Genomic DNA, 14278 nt, shown 5'->3' on the forward strand with positions numbered 1-14278 from the left:
TCCTCATCCATACTGTAAAGGTATTTCCAGGCGGTGCCTGACACCCCATCCCTTCATCCTGCCAGCATCCCTATAGACAGATATATCTTCTTTTTAACAGCAGGTTACAGGAATAGTCCCAACCCACTTCAGGACAGAACCGTCTTCCTGTCAGCAGCATAAAAGGCAACCTATGTAGTATTTTGCTGCACAGGCACTCCACAACAAGCACCCCAGACGCTTCATTAGCAGGCAAAATTTGGACAAAAGAATAAGCGGTGCTGAGAGCGTGCAAAATGACTGTCTAGAATCAGCTTGAAGCATGTTCATGACACTGAGTGATGGACAATCCATCAGATCCATTATGCGAGCGCCCAACAGCACCTTGTTCGGCATCCTCAAAAGATAAAATACGAACGCAGCGCCACCATCTGCATATCCTCGCCACCAGCGTGGCGGATCACATCACTGACATCGTAATACTGGTACTCAATATCGAATATCAGATTATTCGTCGCCGACCAGGTCGCGCGCATATTGTATGATGTGCCCAATCGCTTACCAGAAACATCCGCTGTACCCGGAATGGCATTCATGCCCGGCATGTAGGCCGCATCGTCTTGGCTTTCCCGCCACATGGTCAGCACTGAGGGTGAGAGTTTAAGCGAGGAACCCGGTGTCAGCGTCAAACGCGGCCCCACGGCAACCAGGTTAGATAACGTGGTCACCCCAGCATTGCCAAAATAGAGTCCGTTAGCGCTGAACATCGGGTCGAAGGTATTGCTTCTGCCATCGTGGCGATCATCATCCCCACTAGCAGCCATCAACGAGAGCCCTAACCGCGGGTTGGCTGCAACATCGGTGAAGGTATACCCCGCACCGCCCAGCACACCCCAGGCGCGTATATCCTGATTATCGAACTTGCCGAACTGATACATCAGGTTTAACGAATAATCAAAGCCCTGCTGCTCACCGAACAGGCGCGTACCGGCAGTATGGCGATCCTCTTCTCCGCTGATGCCATTAAGCGTGCGCTCATCGCGTTGGTAACTCAGGGCATAAATGTCCTGATTGAGTCCTTCATTCAACGGCAGAGTGCCATAGAGACCATAATAGTCGCCGCTATCTTTTGAGCTGTCGTTGAATGAACCCCGACGTACATTGCCCACTGGCCTGACAGCGAAAGCATCAAGTTTATATCCTTCGCGACTGCGATAGCTGAAGCGCGCGCCGTCGAAAGACAAACGTACATTGGGCATGGCGCGAATATCCACCAGCGCCAGATCACCCAACCCCATCTCCTGTCGACCCAGGCGAGAGTAAAACCGATCGCCCTCACGTTGCGGCAACCGGAAATCTACAAACGCCTGCTGGATTTCTGTATCGCTGCGGTCATAGGGCGAATAAATCTCTTTATTCTGCGAGCCGGTATTGGTGAACTGAACGAAGGCTCTGACTGCGTCATCAAACAGATGTAGATCGGCATGCACTTGTGCCCTGCTTTGCCAGTAATGATCATTACCCACTCCATTCAGGCCGAAGTTAGGCTGATCAAAATAGTCATAGCTATAACGCAGACTGCCGCCCAGCGAGAGATAAGACGATTTGCCAATGGCAATATAGCGAATCGGATCAAACAAGTCCGTGCGCAGCGCCTCATCCTCCAGATACTCATAATCTTCGAGATAGCGCGGCGGTGTAGGATTGAAAGGCAAGCGTTCGGCCCTGGAAACTTCCCGGGCACTCGCCGTGGAATCTGAGACCATAGAAAGATGATTACCGGAGTCAGCATCCCGGGCAAGGACGCCGCTACTTATTATGCAGGCAAAACCTATCACCACGAGCTTCATTGAGGCTGAAGCCGTCTGAGCGTGCAGTATCATATTATATATCCGTGGTTATGATTATGTCGGATGTATCAGGTATGAGCGCGATTGTTATTGTCGTGGTCCTGTCTGTAGATGAAGCGAGCGGATTTCTCCTCAAGTGGGCTTCAGCACCGAATAAGCGAATACAGCATCTTTAAACACATTGAGTGAATTATTTAGGTGGACGGATTATTCAGGTGGGTGAATTAATAATGGATGGCCTTTCCCCTCGGCATATAGCGCGCGTACATGATGCACATAGCGCTCTCGCACCAGGCGCTGATTGACCGAGCCCTTATCGGTCACCTCCCCCTGGTCGATCGAGAGTGGCGTATCCAGCAACATCAGGCGTTCCAGACACATGGAGCTCGATTGCCCCTGACGGTGATGGTGCAACTTCTCCGCCAGACATTGTTGTAGCGTGGCATCGCAGGCCAGCGTCTCTAGAGAAACATCCTGCAGATGTGGGAAGTACTGTTGGCACAGCGCGATATTAAGCACCACCAGGCCACCGAGAAACTCTTGGCCCTCGCCGACAATGACAATGTCTTGCACCAGAGGGGAAAAATGCTCTACAAGGTGAAGACGCAGCATGCCGACATTAACCCAGGTGCCAGTGATCAACTTGAAGTTTTCACTCAGGCGACCGTCGAAGACCAACCCGCGTTCGGGACGCTGTGGGTCAATAAAGCGCATGGCATCGCCGGTGCAATAAAACCCCTCGTCATCGAAAGCGTCACGGGTACGCCGTGCATCGCGCCAATAGCCAGGCGTGACATTGGGCCCTTTTAAACGAGCTTCCCACTTGTCTTCGGTAGCCACCAGCTTGACCTCCATCCCAGGCATGGGCCTCCCGATCAACCCCGGTATCTCCGAGGCTTCATCGGTACAGAAAGCCAGACAGGCCTCGGTGGCCCCCATACCAGCCAGAATCGGCACTGCCTCACCGCTCGCCGTAATTCCCGCCCGGGATAGCGCAGCACGCATATGTGCCGGTAGCGTTGCGCCTCCGAAGTGGAACATGTTCAAGCGCCGAAACAGCGAGGTGCACAGTGCCGTATTGCTCTCCAGATGCTTGGACAGCGCCTCGAATCCCTTGGGTACGTTGCAATAGAATGTTGGCGATATTTCGCACAGGTTCTCGACTGTACGCTGTACGCCTTCCTGTGTGGGATTGCCATCATCGATGTACAGCGTGCCACCGTAATACATGGCAATGCCCAGAATAGTGTTACCGCCGAAGGTGTGATGCCACGGCAGCCAATCTACCAGTACCGGCTTTTCGCGCGCCAGAAAATCCAGGCGCTGCTCCAGCATGGCCTGGTTGCTGCACAGCATACGCTGGGTATTCACCACCGCCTTGGGCATACCGGTAGAACCTGAGGTAAACAGCAGCTTGGCAATGCTCTCCGGCGTCACACGGGCATGTGACTCAGCCACTCGAGCAGAAGCATGCGACGCCATAAAGTCATCCAGCGTAGTAGTACAATCGCCAGCGTGGCGCGCCAGACACAACAATGCAGGCACTTGCAACGATGAGGGCTTCACACCCAGCGTCTCCTGTGGACACAGTGCCTTCAGTGCAGCGGCAAACGGTGCTTCCTCTTCGACGTAAATAATGCTGGGAGTGACCAGCTCGAGAATATGGCGCAGCTTGGAATAGTCCTGCGAACGCAACGCATAGGAGGGAGAAACCGGAACATAGGGAATGCCCACATGCATGGCAGCACAGGCCAGCAGTGCATGCTCGATACTGTTACCGGACAACACCACCACTGGTCGATCCACTGAGGCACCATGCTGCAATAGTGCCTCCGCCAGGCGCTCGATACGCGCCATCGCCTCACCAAAGGTCAACTGGCGCCAAGTACGTTGAGCACCTTCACGCTGGGCAAGAAACAGATTTTCGGGTGTATTCTCGGCCCAACGAGCCAGGCATGCCGTCATGCAGCGAGGATAGTCCCGAACATCGCCACCATTGAAATAGTAGCTACGAGCAGCAAATGCATCATGAGCTGGCATGGAGTGCGCGTGACGCACGCTTGTGTCAGCGGGGCGAGACAACATGGAAACTCCCTCGGTGTTGTTAAATTGTTATATGCCATATAGGCCATGACCAATGTAGTTATAATATACAACTAGTTTTCCATCCAGGCGCACTCCATGCGACTTTAGCTGTACGTAAAACTGATAGAATGGGTGACACATTGGCCGATAGTAGCGAGGCACCGAGAAATCTCGCTATATTAATTGACAAGGCTAACGATACCCCTTGAAGGACCCATGATGACAACATCCAAGAAGGCCGCTGCACCCCGCCAGAGCATGGTTGATGAGGTTTATCCCACCAGTGTCGAGGGGTTGGATCTTGAGGAACGACTAGGCTATGCCCTGCGCCGCGCCCAGCTAAAGGTCTTCAAATATTTCGACGAAGCCATGCGCGAATACGACGTGCGACCGGCCCTGTTTTCAGCATTGGTAGTCATTGAAGGTTATCCCGGCGTTACTCAGTCCAGCCTGGCGCAGACGCTGGGAATCGACCCACCACGGGTCGTCAATCTGGTGCATAGCCTGGAAGAACGAGGGCTGGCCATGCGTGTACGTTGCAAGCGCGACCGTCGTTCCCACGGCATCTTTCTGACCAAAAGCGGTGAGACGCTGACAGGACACCTGAAAGGTCTTGCCGAGCAAAGTGACCTGGCTGCCACCCAAGCGCTCAGCGAAATCGAGCGCCGCCAGCTATTGACGCTGCTGCGCAAGGTATATGCCAGCGAAGAAACAGGTTGAGCACCACTGAACATCCTGGCGCCTTTTGATGCAGATGCCCTCGAAGCAGCTTTAATTTCTCTCGCCTTATCCTTTAGGCGCATTTGAGCACTTGCGCCTTGCACCCTTGTCTGCGAAAAATTAATTATAGGTTACAACTATTTTCCGAGTTCAGAGTGCTCCGTGCTCCGTGCTCCGTGCTCCGTGCTCCGTGCTCCGTGCGACAACAACGATAACAGCAGAGAAAAAGGCAAGAACCATGAGTAGCCTAGCGACTACATCCAAGACGGCTGTAACTCCGTTGCATCACGGCCTGACCAGGCTGTGCCAGGTCCTCGCTCTGATCGGCGGCGCGTTGATCGTGGCCCTGGCAGTAATGACCGTAATCAGCATACTGGGGCGCTGGCTCTCCAGCGTGGGGTGGATCAGCAGTTCCAGTGCCTTGTCATGGGTAAGCCCAGTCATTGGAGACTATGAGCTGGTGGAAATGGGCACGGCAATCGCCGTCTCTCTGTTTCTACCTTACTGCCACCTGCGCGGAGGTCATGTCAGCGTCGATCTGCTGGTGATGCATGCACCCAAACGCGTTCAGTACCTGCTGACCTTCATCGCCGAGATACTGTTTCTGCTAGCCACCGGCATCATGACGTGGCGCCTCTACCACGGACTGCTGGATAAACAATCATACGGAGAAACCAGCATGCTGCTGGGCATTCCGCTGTGGTGGGGTTATGCACTAGGCGTGATCGGCATGGCCATGCTGACGCTGGTCTGCCTTTATCGCGTCGCCATTTCTCTATGCCCGTCGGCAGATATAGACACCACAACGTCACAGGGAGATGCATGATGAGCGCAATGACGCTGGGGGCCGGGGGGTTTGCTCTATTGCTGGCGCTAATGGGCGCGCGTATTCCCATTGGACTGGCAATGCTGGTCATTGGTGGTCTGGGTACGCTATTGATCACCGGCCCGATGAGCATTCTCAACAGCCTGAAAACGCTACCTTACGAACACTTTTCCAGCCATACGCTCTCGATCATTCCTCTGTTTCTGCTGATGGGGCAGTTTGCTGCCCGCGCTGGCCTCTCAAGTGCCATGTATCAAGCTACCAATGACTGGCTGGGTCATCGCCGCGGCGGACTGGCGATGTCGACCATCGGTGCCTGCGGGGCATTCGGTGCAATCTGTGGCTCATCGCTGGCTACAGCCGCTACCATGACTCAGGTCGCACTGCCTGAGATGGAGCGTCAGGGCTATCGTGGCAGTCTCGCCGCTGGGGCGCTGGCCGCAGGCGGTACGTTGGGCATCTTGATCCCCCCCTCCGTGGTACTGGTGATCTACGCGATTCTCGCCGAACAGAATATCAACGACATGTTTGCTGCCGCACTGGTGCCCGGGCTGCTTGCCGTGGGCAGCTATATGCTGGCGATCTCCTGCTATGTGCGCCTGTTTCCGGCCAGCGCGCCTTCCAAGCCCAAGGCAGCGTTGTCTGATCGCTGGCACTCGCTGATAGATGTGTGGCCAGGCGCCGCGATTTTCATCATCGTGATTGGCGGCATCTATACTGGTGTCTTCACTCCCACCGAAGCTGCCGCCGTGGGCGCTGTAGCTACTGGCATTCTCGCCGCTACACGCGGCGGTCTGCGCTGGGAGGGGCTACGCGACTGCCTGCTGGAAACTGCCTCTACCACCGCGATGATCTTCTTTATCGTGCTGGGCGCCAGCCTTTTTAACAGCTTCCTGGCCCTGACCCAGTTTCCGCAGACCACTGCGGGCTGGATCGTCAACCTGGAGATCAGTCCATGGGTGGTGCTGGCCGGCATTTTGCTGTGCTACCTGCTACTCGGCTGTTTCATGGACAGCCTGTCGATGATCCTGCTGACAGTGCCGATCTTCCTGCCCATCATGCAAGGCATGGACTTCGGCATGTCACCCGGCGATATCGCCATCTGGTTCGGCATTCTGTCACTAGTGGTCGTCGAGGTTGGCATGATCACACCTCCAGTGGGGTTGAATATCTTCATTATCCATTCGATGGCCCCACGCGTAGGGTTGAGCGAGATATTCACCGGCATAGTGCCGTTCCTGATCGCGGATGTGGTGCGAATTATTCTGCTGGTGGCATTTCCGACCATTACCCTCGGCCTTGTCTACCTACTTTATTAGCCATCTTCTGAATTGATGACCTTTTATTGGCAACTTCTTTTACTGACGAGTTCTTTTACTGGGCCGCCTTTTCGACCGTATGACACATCCGTCAGGGCGTCTCGACCAACCCGGCGCCAAGCGCCTTCAAGGCCGACTTGAGATGGCGCTGAAAAGCACTCTGCTGGGCACTGGAAAGCCCTTCCAGCATGCATGCTTCAAGGGTCGCGACTGCGTGATCAGCTTCTTCCAGCAGGCGCTGGCCCTCCCCGGTCATGTCAATCAGCACGATACGCCCGTGGTGTGGGTCGGGTGTACGTGTCACCAACGCTTTCGCCTCCATTGCCTTGACCATCTCATTGGCAGCCTGGGGTGAGACCAGCGACTTTTCAGCCAACTGAGCATTGGAGAGCGGACTACGCCGCGCCAGCACCGACAATGCCGTGTACTGCTGCATGGTCAGCCCTAACGGATATACCGCCTCGCTGATATGCCGACGTAGAGTACGGTCCAGACGCCCGATCAAATAGGCAACACGCACAGGCTCGCTCGCACCTGGCGCATCCTGTTCAGATGCTGCATCGCGACACGACGGTGGGGATACCACTTTGGTCTCAGGGGCTTTAATCATAAGGTGCCTCCTCTTTTCAAGGGCAGGATAGCGCATTATGATTCATCAGGTTAATATCAATCTACTTGATATCAACCTGATATAGAAATCACCCAACCAAAACCAAATTTTCATCATAAAATCTTTTAATTCAAGAAATTAAGCACACACCAACATATGCACCCGATAGCACCAATCACAGCGCATATCTCGTGATGAACAGTGCATATAGAGCAGAGAGTGCTTATCCATGTGTACCTGAAAGCCAAGGAGAAAGCTTATGTCTCGCTATGTAGATCGCTGGCAAACCGTGAAGGTCGATGTTGAAGACGGCATCGCCTGGGTCATCCTCAATCGCCCGGAAAAACGCAATGCCATGAGCCCCACGCTCAATCGCGAAATGATCGATGTGCTCGAAACTCTCGAACTCGATGAAGAAGCCAAGGTGCTGGTGCTCACCGGTGCGGGCGAGGCCTTCTCAGCAGGCATGGACCTCAAGGAGTATTTCCGCGAGATCGATTCCAGCCCCGAAATCGTACAGGTCAAGGTGCGCCGCGATGCCTCCACCTGGCAGTGGAAACTGCTGCGCCATTACGCAAAGCCCACCATTGCCATGGTCAACGGCTGGTGCTTCGGTGGTGCCTTCTCACCGCTGGTCGCCTGTGACCTTGCGATTGCCACCGATGATGCAGTGTTCGGACTCTCGGAAATCAACTGGGGCATACCTCCCGGCAACCTGGTAAGCAAGGCCATGGCCGATACCGTCGGGCACCGCCAGGCGCTCTACTACATCATGACCGGGGAGACGTTTAGCGGACGTGAAGCCGCGGAGATGGGGCTGGTCAACAAGAGCGTAGAGAGAAGTGAGCTACGCGATGCAACCCAGCAACTGGCCGCCACACTGCGCGACAAGAATCCGGTAGTGCTGCGCGCAGCCAAAACCGGCTTCAAGATGTGCCGCGAGCTGACCTGGGAGCAGAATGAAGAGTATCTCTACGCCAAGCTCGATCAGGCTCAAATGCTTGACCCGGAACACGGGCGCGAACAGGGGCTCAAACAGTTCTTGGATGAGAAAAGCATCAAGCCGGGGCTGGAAAGTTACCGACGCAGTTAAGCGCTGAAGAACTGCTGAACATGAGCGCAGCAACGCAGGGCAAAGCAGGGGCACCAGTCCTGTTCAAGCGCTCATTTGGTACTCAACATGTCGTTGATATGACACAAGGAGACGACAATGGAATTGGCACTACTGATTGGCGGCGAAAAGCGTCCGGCTCAGCAGCAGGCTACCTTTACGCGCAGCAATCCACTCAGCGGAGAAGTCGTGACCACTGCAGCGGCGGCCTCACTCGAAGATACCCGACACGCCGCCGAGGCAGCTGCCCAGGCGTTTACCCACTTTTCCCGAACGGGCCCATCCGAACGCCGCACTAAACTCCTCAAGGCGGCGGAACTGATGGCGGCGCATGCCGACGAATTTATCGCGCGCATGGTGGATGAAACGGGGGCCACCCCAGGCTGGGCCGGTTTCAATGTGAAAATTGCCAGCGAGGTGTTGCGCGAAGCCGCAGCACTCACCACACAGGTCGGTGGTGATGTGATTCCCTCCGACGTGCCCGACAACCTGGCCATGGGGGTGCGCGTCCCCTGTGGCGTGGTGGTCGGCATCGCACCATGGAACGCCCCTATCATTCTTGCCACACGGGCAATCGCCACGCCCCTGGCCTGTGGCAATAGCGTTATTCTCAAGGCTTCGGAACAGTGCCCGGCGACCCACCACCTGATCGGCGAGATTCTGCATGAAGCTGGTTTCGATGATGGAACCGTCAACGTGGTCACCAATGCCCCCGCTCAGGCTGCCGAAGTCGTGGCATGCCTGATCGAGCATCCCGCGGTGAGGCGTATCAACTTCACCGGCTCCACTCAGGTGGGTCGTATCATCGCTGAAACAGCGGCCCGACAGCTCAAACCCGCGCTGCTGGAACTGGGCGGCAAGGCGCCTTTTGTAGTGCTGGAAGATGCTGATCTCGACGCCGCTGTTGAAGCTGCTGCCTTTGGTGCCTTCTTCAACCAAGGCCAGATCTGCATGTCGACGGAGCGCTTGATCGTAGTCGATTCCGTGGCTGACGCCTTCGTCAAAAAGCTCGCCACCAAGGCTTCTACCCTGCGTGCCGGCGATCCTCGAAATAGCACCAATGCATTGGGCACCCTGATCAGTCGCGAGGCCGGCGAAAAACTCAACGCCCTGCTAGACGACGCTACTGCCAAGGGCGCACAGCTGGCCTGCGGTGGCAAGGCCGATGGCGTGATCATGCAGCCAACGCTGGTCGACGGCATTACCGAGGCCATGCGCCTGTATCGGGATGAATCCTTCGGCCCGGTAGTGGCAATGATCCGCGTCAAGGATGAGGAAGACGCCATACGGGTCGCCAACGATAGCGAATACGGCCTGTCGGGTGCGGTATTTAGCCGCGACTTGGCCCGCGCCATGCGCGTTGCCCGGAACATCGAAACCGGCATCTGCCATATCAACGCCCCCACCGTGCACGACGAACCGCAGATGCCGTTTGGTGGCATCAAATCCAGTGGCTACGGGCGCTTTGGCGGCAAGGCCGGTATCGAGGAATTTACCGACTTGCGCTGGTTAAGCATTCAACTGGGGCCACGTCACTATCCCATCTAAGCCTGCTGCTAAATGACAAGCAGCACCCGCTGTAGAACACGCCAACCAAGGGGTTAATAATGCTTACAAGAACCGCCAGGCTCATGATGGCAGCAACGTTCTGCTGTCTACCCTGGACTGCCCAGGCCCAGGCCCAGGCCCAGGCCCAGGAAACCATCACTTTGCGTCTGCATCACTTCGCCGCGCCTTCCACTCCAGTACAGACCCAGTATCTGGAACCCTGGGCCAAGCGCATCGAGGAGCAGTCCCATGGTGCGCTGAAGGTCGAGATATTTCCCGCCATGCAACTTGGCGGCTCAGCACCGGCACTCTACGACCAGGCCCGCGACGGCGTGGTGGATATCGTCTGGACGCTATTGAGCTATAACCCCAACCGCTTCCCACAATCTGAAGTCTTCGACCTGCCTTTCATGCCTACCAGTGGCGAAGCCACCAGCATGGCCGCGCATGAATATGCCATGGAGACCATGCAGGACTCGCTGAAGGGTGTTTATCCCATTGCTGTATTTGCCCACACACCGGGCAAGATTCACACCAAGGACATCACCATTGAGCAGGCCAGCGACCTGAAAGGTACTGCTATTCGCGCCCCCTCGAAAGCGATGAACCAGTTCTTTTCGCTGCTCGGCGCCAAGTCGCTGGGCATGCCCTTTCCCCAGATTCCCGAAGCCCTTTCACGAGGAGTGATCGATGGCCTGACGTTGCCGTTTGAAAGCGCCTCCGCTCTCGGCGTACTAGATGTGGCCAAGAATCACACTTTCTTCGACAGTCAGCACGGGCTGTACACCGCAATGATGATTCTGGGCATGAATCAGGCCAGCTACGATCGCCTATCGCCCGAGCTGCAAAAGGTCATCGATGATAACGCCGGCATTCAAGAAGCACAGCGCATCGGAAAGGTCATGGACGAAGCCGAACAGGACGCCATCCAGTCCATTGCCAACCAGGCCAACGGACAGATGCTGCATATCAAGGAGGAAGGCCTCATCCCTTGGCAGGCCGCTGCAGATCAAGTCAGACAGGAGTGGATCGGCAACGCCCAGGAACGCGGCATGGATGGCCAGAAACTCTACGATGAAGCCCAACGCTTGATCGAACACTATACCGAACAGACACTGTAAACCGCATACACCTGCCAGAGCCTGACCGGCTCTGGCAGGTGTATGCCATTTTTGGCGAGTAATGACTTGATTCCATTGCACGTCCCGGGTTTCGGTCTCCTAACGGCTTCCGTCAAAATAATCCTCATAAACTGATGCAACCCACTCAAGAAATACTCTCACCCGTGGCGATAGCTGCCGCCGTTGCGGATAGACGGCGTGCAGCGGCATGGCAGGCTTTTGCCATTCAGGCAGCACTTCGATGAGTTCTCCCCTTTCGAGCATCGGCGCGACATGGAAGCGCGGCAGCTGAATCATGCCGCAGCCCTGACGAGCGCTTTCCACATAGCTCGAGGCATCGTTGACCGTTATCCATCCGCCGCCTTGAAAGGATCGAGCCTGGCCATCAACGACCACGTCGAGAGTGCTATCCACGGCGTTATTACCCGAGAAGAAGCCGATCACCTGGTGCTTATGCAGCTCGTCCGGATGACTCGGATGACCGGCATGCTCCAGATACTCCGGGCTGGCACAGATCACCTGAGGGAGATCCACCAGCTTGCGAGCTATCAGGCTGGAATCTTCAGGAACGCCAGAGCGTAATGCGCAGTCCACGCCTTCACCCACCAGATCCACTTGCCGGTCGCCGCTGGTGAGAATCAGGTTCAGTCGAGGGTAGCGGTGATGAAACTCCTGAATCCTCGGCAATACAATCAATCGTGCCTGGGCACCATGCATCTCGACACGTAGTGCTCCGGCAGGATTATCCGCCTCTGTCCACAGCGTCGTCTCGGCGTCCTCCAACTCCGCCAAGAGATGAACACAGCGATCATAGAAGGCTCTGCCTTCAGGAGTGGTTCGCACCTGCCGGGTGGTGCGCTCCAGCAATCGCGCTCCCAACCGCCTCTCCATTTGTTGAATGGCCAGAGTGGCGGATGCTCGCGGGATACCGAGTCCGTTGGCCGCTCTGGTGAAGCTGCCACTCTCCACGATGCGTACGAACAGGGTCATCGCATCGAATCGATCCATAAAGATTGTTTTCCCATATTGAATAATGATTGCAGACTAGCTGATTTATTCGCGTGGATCGAACGTCAATACTGGGATTCTCCATTCGCACAAGGAGTCGATTCATGACGGATACAACTCAACAAGTCGCACTGGTTACTGGCGCTTCTCGGGGTATTGGTCGCGCCATTGCGCTCAAGCTTGCCGAGGATGGTTTCGCCGTGGCGGTAACCTACACAGGCAATGCGAAGCTGGCGGAGCAGGTCGTGGCCGATATCGAGGCCAGTGGTGGCCACGGATTGGCGCTGCAGGCCGATATTGGCGACTCGATGTCCGTCACCCAGTTGTTCAATGCCGTACAGGAAGCATTCGGGCGTCTCGATGTTGTGGTCAACAACGCTGGCATCATGCAGATGGCGACCATCAGCAGCGACAATGTCGAGGTGCTCGACCGCATGTTGGCGACAAACCTTCGCGGCAGTTGGCTGGTGATGGCCAAGGCTGCTGAGATGCTGGGCAATGGTGGCCGTATCATTGCCTTGTCATCCAGTGTGCTGGCGAAGTCCTTCCCCGCTTATGGCGCCTATATCGCCAGCAAGGCTGGCGTCGAGGGATTGGTCAAGGTGCTGGCCAATGAAATGCGCGGACGCGGGATCACCGTTAACGCCGTGGCGCCAGGACCAGTGGCCACCGAAATGTTCTTCGAGGGCAAGAGCGACGAGCAGATCGCATCGATTGCCGCCATGGCACCACTGGAACGCCTGGGACAGCCGGATGAAATCGCCGCTGCCATTGCCTTCCTCGCCAGCCCTCAGGGCAGTTGGATCAATGGCCAGATACTGCGTGCCAATGGCGGTTTTGCCTGAGACAGCCGGAAACTTCCCACCGCCATGCCGATGTTACTTGGCTCAAGTACATCTCTCCCGAAATTCAATCAGCACGCCTTCTCATATCCCGGAGTGGAGCCCCACTCCACACCGGGAGTGAGCCACAGCAGGATTCCCGGCGACTCCATGGAGTCGCCCTCTCCCGACTTTTGCATGACGGTCTTCCCTTCTAATCTCAAAGATTGTATAAAATATAAAAACTACATCGCCGACCTCAAAAATGGACCGCGATCCCCGACCACCACAAGAATGTCCAAAGGTGTCCAATGAAACGCGTGCATGTCATCGATTCGCATACCGCAGGTGAGCCGACCCGGCTGGTCCTGGATGGTTTTCCCGCCCTGCAGGGCAAGAGCCTGGCAGAGAAGCGGGATGCGCTACGCGATCACCATGACCAGTGGCGGCGGGCGACCATGCTCGAGCCACGTGGTCACGATGTACTGGTCGGAGCGTTGTACTGCGAGTCAACATCCGAGGACACCGCCTGTGGCGTGATCTTCTTCAACAACAGCGGCTATCTGGGTATGTGCGGCCACGGCACCATCGGTCTGGTTGCGTCCCTGCACCACATCGGCCGAATGTCACCGGGCTCGCACAGGATCGACACCCCTGTTGGTCCTGTTGACGCCACGCTGCACGACGACGGCGCCGTGACGGTACGCAATGTCCTCTCCTACCGCTATCGCAAGCAGGTCCCTGTGGACGTGCCCGGCTACGGCCTGGTGCACGGTGACATTGCCTGGGGCGGAAACTGGTTCTTTCTCGTCAGTGACCATGACCAGCGTATAGCGCTCGACAATGTCGATGCCTTGACGGACTTCACTTGGGCAATTCGCCAGGCGCTGACAGCGCAGTCCATCCGTGGCGAGGACGGCGGTGAGATCGACCATATCGAGCTGTTTGCCGATGATCCAAAAGCCGACAGCCGCAACTTCGTGCTCTGCCCCGGCAAGGCCTACGACCGCTCGCCCTGCGGCACCGGCACCAGTGCCAAGCTGGCCTGCCTGGCGGCCGACGGCAAGCTGGCGCCCGGCGAAACCTGGGTGCAGGCCAGCATCTGCGGCGGTCACTTCGAAGCCTCCTACCAGTGGGAGGGCGATCGCATTCGCCCCTGGATAAAGGGCCGCGCTCATATCAGCGCCGATGCCACTCTGCTGATCGATGAGCAGGACCCCTTTGCCTGGGGCATCACAGCCTGATCCCGACCTTTCTGAAGACCCTGCCGAACCGCGGCA

12 protein-coding genes are annotated in these 14278 nt (G+C 56.4%); 8 read left to right on the forward strand and 4 right to left on the reverse strand.

From position 1 onward, the window contains the following. Nucleotides 1-377: 377 nt before the first annotated feature. Nucleotides 378-1862: an alginate export family protein gene (locus E4T21_RS12285; protein WP_149285267.1), complete on the reverse strand. Its 1485-nt coding sequence runs from the start codon at nt 1860-1862 to the stop codon at nt 378-380. 174 nt (nt 1863-2036) lie between these two features. Beyond that, the gene (locus E4T21_RS12290; RefSeq protein ID WP_240349124.1) at nt 2037-3914 is read right to left on the reverse strand and encodes a feruloyl-CoA synthase; all 1878 of its coding nucleotides are present in this window, start codon (nt 3912-3914) and stop codon (nt 2037-2039) included. Between the two features lie 216 nt (nt 3915-4130). Between E4T21_RS12290 and E4T21_RS12295 the strand changes: the two genes are divergently transcribed. The 3 genes from E4T21_RS12295 (at nt 4131) to E4T21_RS12305 (ending at nt 6779) form a co-directional block, all read left to right on the forward strand. After that, entirely contained in the window at nt 4131-4634 is a 504-nt protein-coding gene (locus E4T21_RS12295) for a MarR family winged helix-turn-helix transcriptional regulator (RefSeq protein ID WP_187774990.1), read from the forward strand. 238 nt (nt 4635-4872) lie between these two features. Then, nucleotides 4873-5460, forward strand: coding sequence for a TRAP transporter small permease (locus E4T21_RS12300; protein ID WP_149285268.1), 588 nt, complete (start codon nt 4873-4875; stop codon nt 5458-5460). After that, nucleotides 5457-6779, forward strand: coding sequence for a TRAP transporter large permease (locus E4T21_RS12305; RefSeq protein WP_338036098.1), 1323 nt, complete (start codon nt 5457-5459; stop codon nt 6777-6779). The genes E4T21_RS12300 and E4T21_RS12305 overlap by 4 nt, the downstream gene beginning before the upstream one ends. A 91-nt stretch (nt 6780-6870) precedes the next feature. Here the strand turns inward: E4T21_RS12305 and E4T21_RS12310 are convergent, their stop codons facing one another. Beyond that, the gene (locus E4T21_RS12310) at nt 6871-7389 is read right to left on the reverse strand and encodes a MarR family winged helix-turn-helix transcriptional regulator (RefSeq protein ID WP_149285270.1); all 519 of its coding nucleotides are present in this window, start codon (nt 7387-7389) and stop codon (nt 6871-6873) included. 259 nt (nt 7390-7648) lie between these two features. Between E4T21_RS12310 and E4T21_RS12315 the strand changes: the two genes are divergently transcribed. From E4T21_RS12315 to E4T21_RS12325, 3 genes are all read left to right on the forward strand, one after another. After that, nucleotides 7649-8482, forward strand: a complete 834-nt coding sequence (locus E4T21_RS12315) for a p-hydroxycinnamoyl CoA hydratase/lyase (RefSeq protein WP_149285272.1) — start codon at nt 7649-7651, stop codon at nt 8480-8482. A 117-nt stretch (nt 8483-8599) separates the two neighbouring features. Further along, nucleotides 8600-10048, forward strand: a complete 1449-nt coding sequence (locus E4T21_RS12320; protein WP_149285274.1) for an aldehyde dehydrogenase — start codon at nt 8600-8602, stop codon at nt 10046-10048. A 59-nt stretch (nt 10049-10107) separates the two neighbouring features. Next, the gene (locus tag E4T21_RS12325) at nt 10108-11169 is read left to right on the forward strand and encodes a TRAP transporter substrate-binding protein (RefSeq protein WP_240349125.1); all 1062 of its coding nucleotides are present in this window, start codon (nt 10108-10110) and stop codon (nt 11167-11169) included. Nucleotides 11170-11268: 99 nt separating this feature from the next. Here E4T21_RS12325 and E4T21_RS12330 read toward each other — a convergent pair whose 3' ends face one another. After that, nucleotides 11269-12177, reverse strand: a complete 909-nt coding sequence (locus tag E4T21_RS12330) for a LysR family transcriptional regulator (protein ID WP_149285276.1) — start codon at nt 12175-12177, stop codon at nt 11269-11271. 104 nt (nt 12178-12281) lie between these two features. Here E4T21_RS12330 and E4T21_RS12335 point away from each other — a divergent pair, with 104 nt between their 5' ends. Together E4T21_RS12335 and E4T21_RS12340 are read left to right on the forward strand one after the other, a co-directional pair. Next, nucleotides 12282-13022, forward strand: a complete 741-nt coding sequence (locus tag E4T21_RS12335; protein ID WP_149285277.1) for an SDR family oxidoreductase — start codon at nt 12282-12284, stop codon at nt 13020-13022. Nucleotides 13023-13309: 287 nt separating this feature from the next. Further along, nucleotides 13310-14242 (forward strand): 4-hydroxyproline epimerase, encoded by a 933-nt coding sequence (locus E4T21_RS12340; RefSeq protein ID WP_149285279.1) that lies wholly within the window; start codon nt 13310-13312, stop codon nt 14240-14242. The last annotated feature ends 36 nt before the right edge of the window (nt 14243-14278 follow it).

The organism is Halomonas binhaiensis (assembly GCF_008329985.2).
Classification (GTDB): Bacteria; Pseudomonadota; Gammaproteobacteria; order Pseudomonadales; family Halomonadaceae; genus Halomonas; species Halomonas binhaiensis.

What these genes read in the sequence shown, in the direction of transcription:
- E4T21_RS12285 (WP_149285267.1), bottom strand. Translation starts at nt 1,862, where the DNA reads ATGATACTGCACGCTCAGACGGCTTCAGCCTCAATGAAGCTCGTGGTG.
- E4T21_RS12290 (WP_240349124.1), bottom strand. Translation starts at nt 3,914, where the DNA reads ATGTTGTCTCGCCCCGCTGACACAAGCGTGCGTCACGCGCACTCCATG.
- E4T21_RS12295 (WP_187774990.1), top strand. Translation starts at nt 4,131, where the DNA reads ATGATGACAACATCCAAGAAGGCCGCTGCACCCCGCCAGAGCATGGTT.
- E4T21_RS12300 (WP_149285268.1), top strand. Translation starts at nt 4,873, where the DNA reads ATGAGTAGCCTAGCGACTACATCCAAGACGGCTGTAACTCCGTTGCAT.
- E4T21_RS12305 (WP_338036098.1), top strand. Translation starts at nt 5,457, where the DNA reads ATGATGAGCGCAATGACGCTGGGGGCCGGGGGGTTTGCTCTATTGCTG.
- E4T21_RS12310 (WP_149285270.1), bottom strand. Translation starts at nt 7,389, where the DNA reads ATGATTAAAGCCCCTGAGACCAAAGTGGTATCCCCACCGTCGTGTCGC.
- E4T21_RS12315 (WP_149285272.1), top strand. Translation starts at nt 7,649, where the DNA reads ATGTCTCGCTATGTAGATCGCTGGCAAACCGTGAAGGTCGATGTTGAA.
- E4T21_RS12320 (WP_149285274.1), top strand. Translation starts at nt 8,600, where the DNA reads ATGGAATTGGCACTACTGATTGGCGGCGAAAAGCGTCCGGCTCAGCAG.
- E4T21_RS12325 (WP_240349125.1), top strand. Translation starts at nt 10,108, where the DNA reads ATGCTTACAAGAACCGCCAGGCTCATGATGGCAGCAACGTTCTGCTGT.
- E4T21_RS12330 (WP_149285276.1), bottom strand. Translation starts at nt 12,177, where the DNA reads ATGGATCGATTCGATGCGATGACCCTGTTCGTACGCATCGTGGAGAGT.
- E4T21_RS12335 (WP_149285277.1), top strand. Translation starts at nt 12,282, where the DNA reads ATGACGGATACAACTCAACAAGTCGCACTGGTTACTGGCGCTTCTCGG.
- E4T21_RS12340 (WP_149285279.1), top strand. Translation starts at nt 13,310, where the DNA reads ATGAAACGCGTGCATGTCATCGATTCGCATACCGCAGGTGAGCCGACC.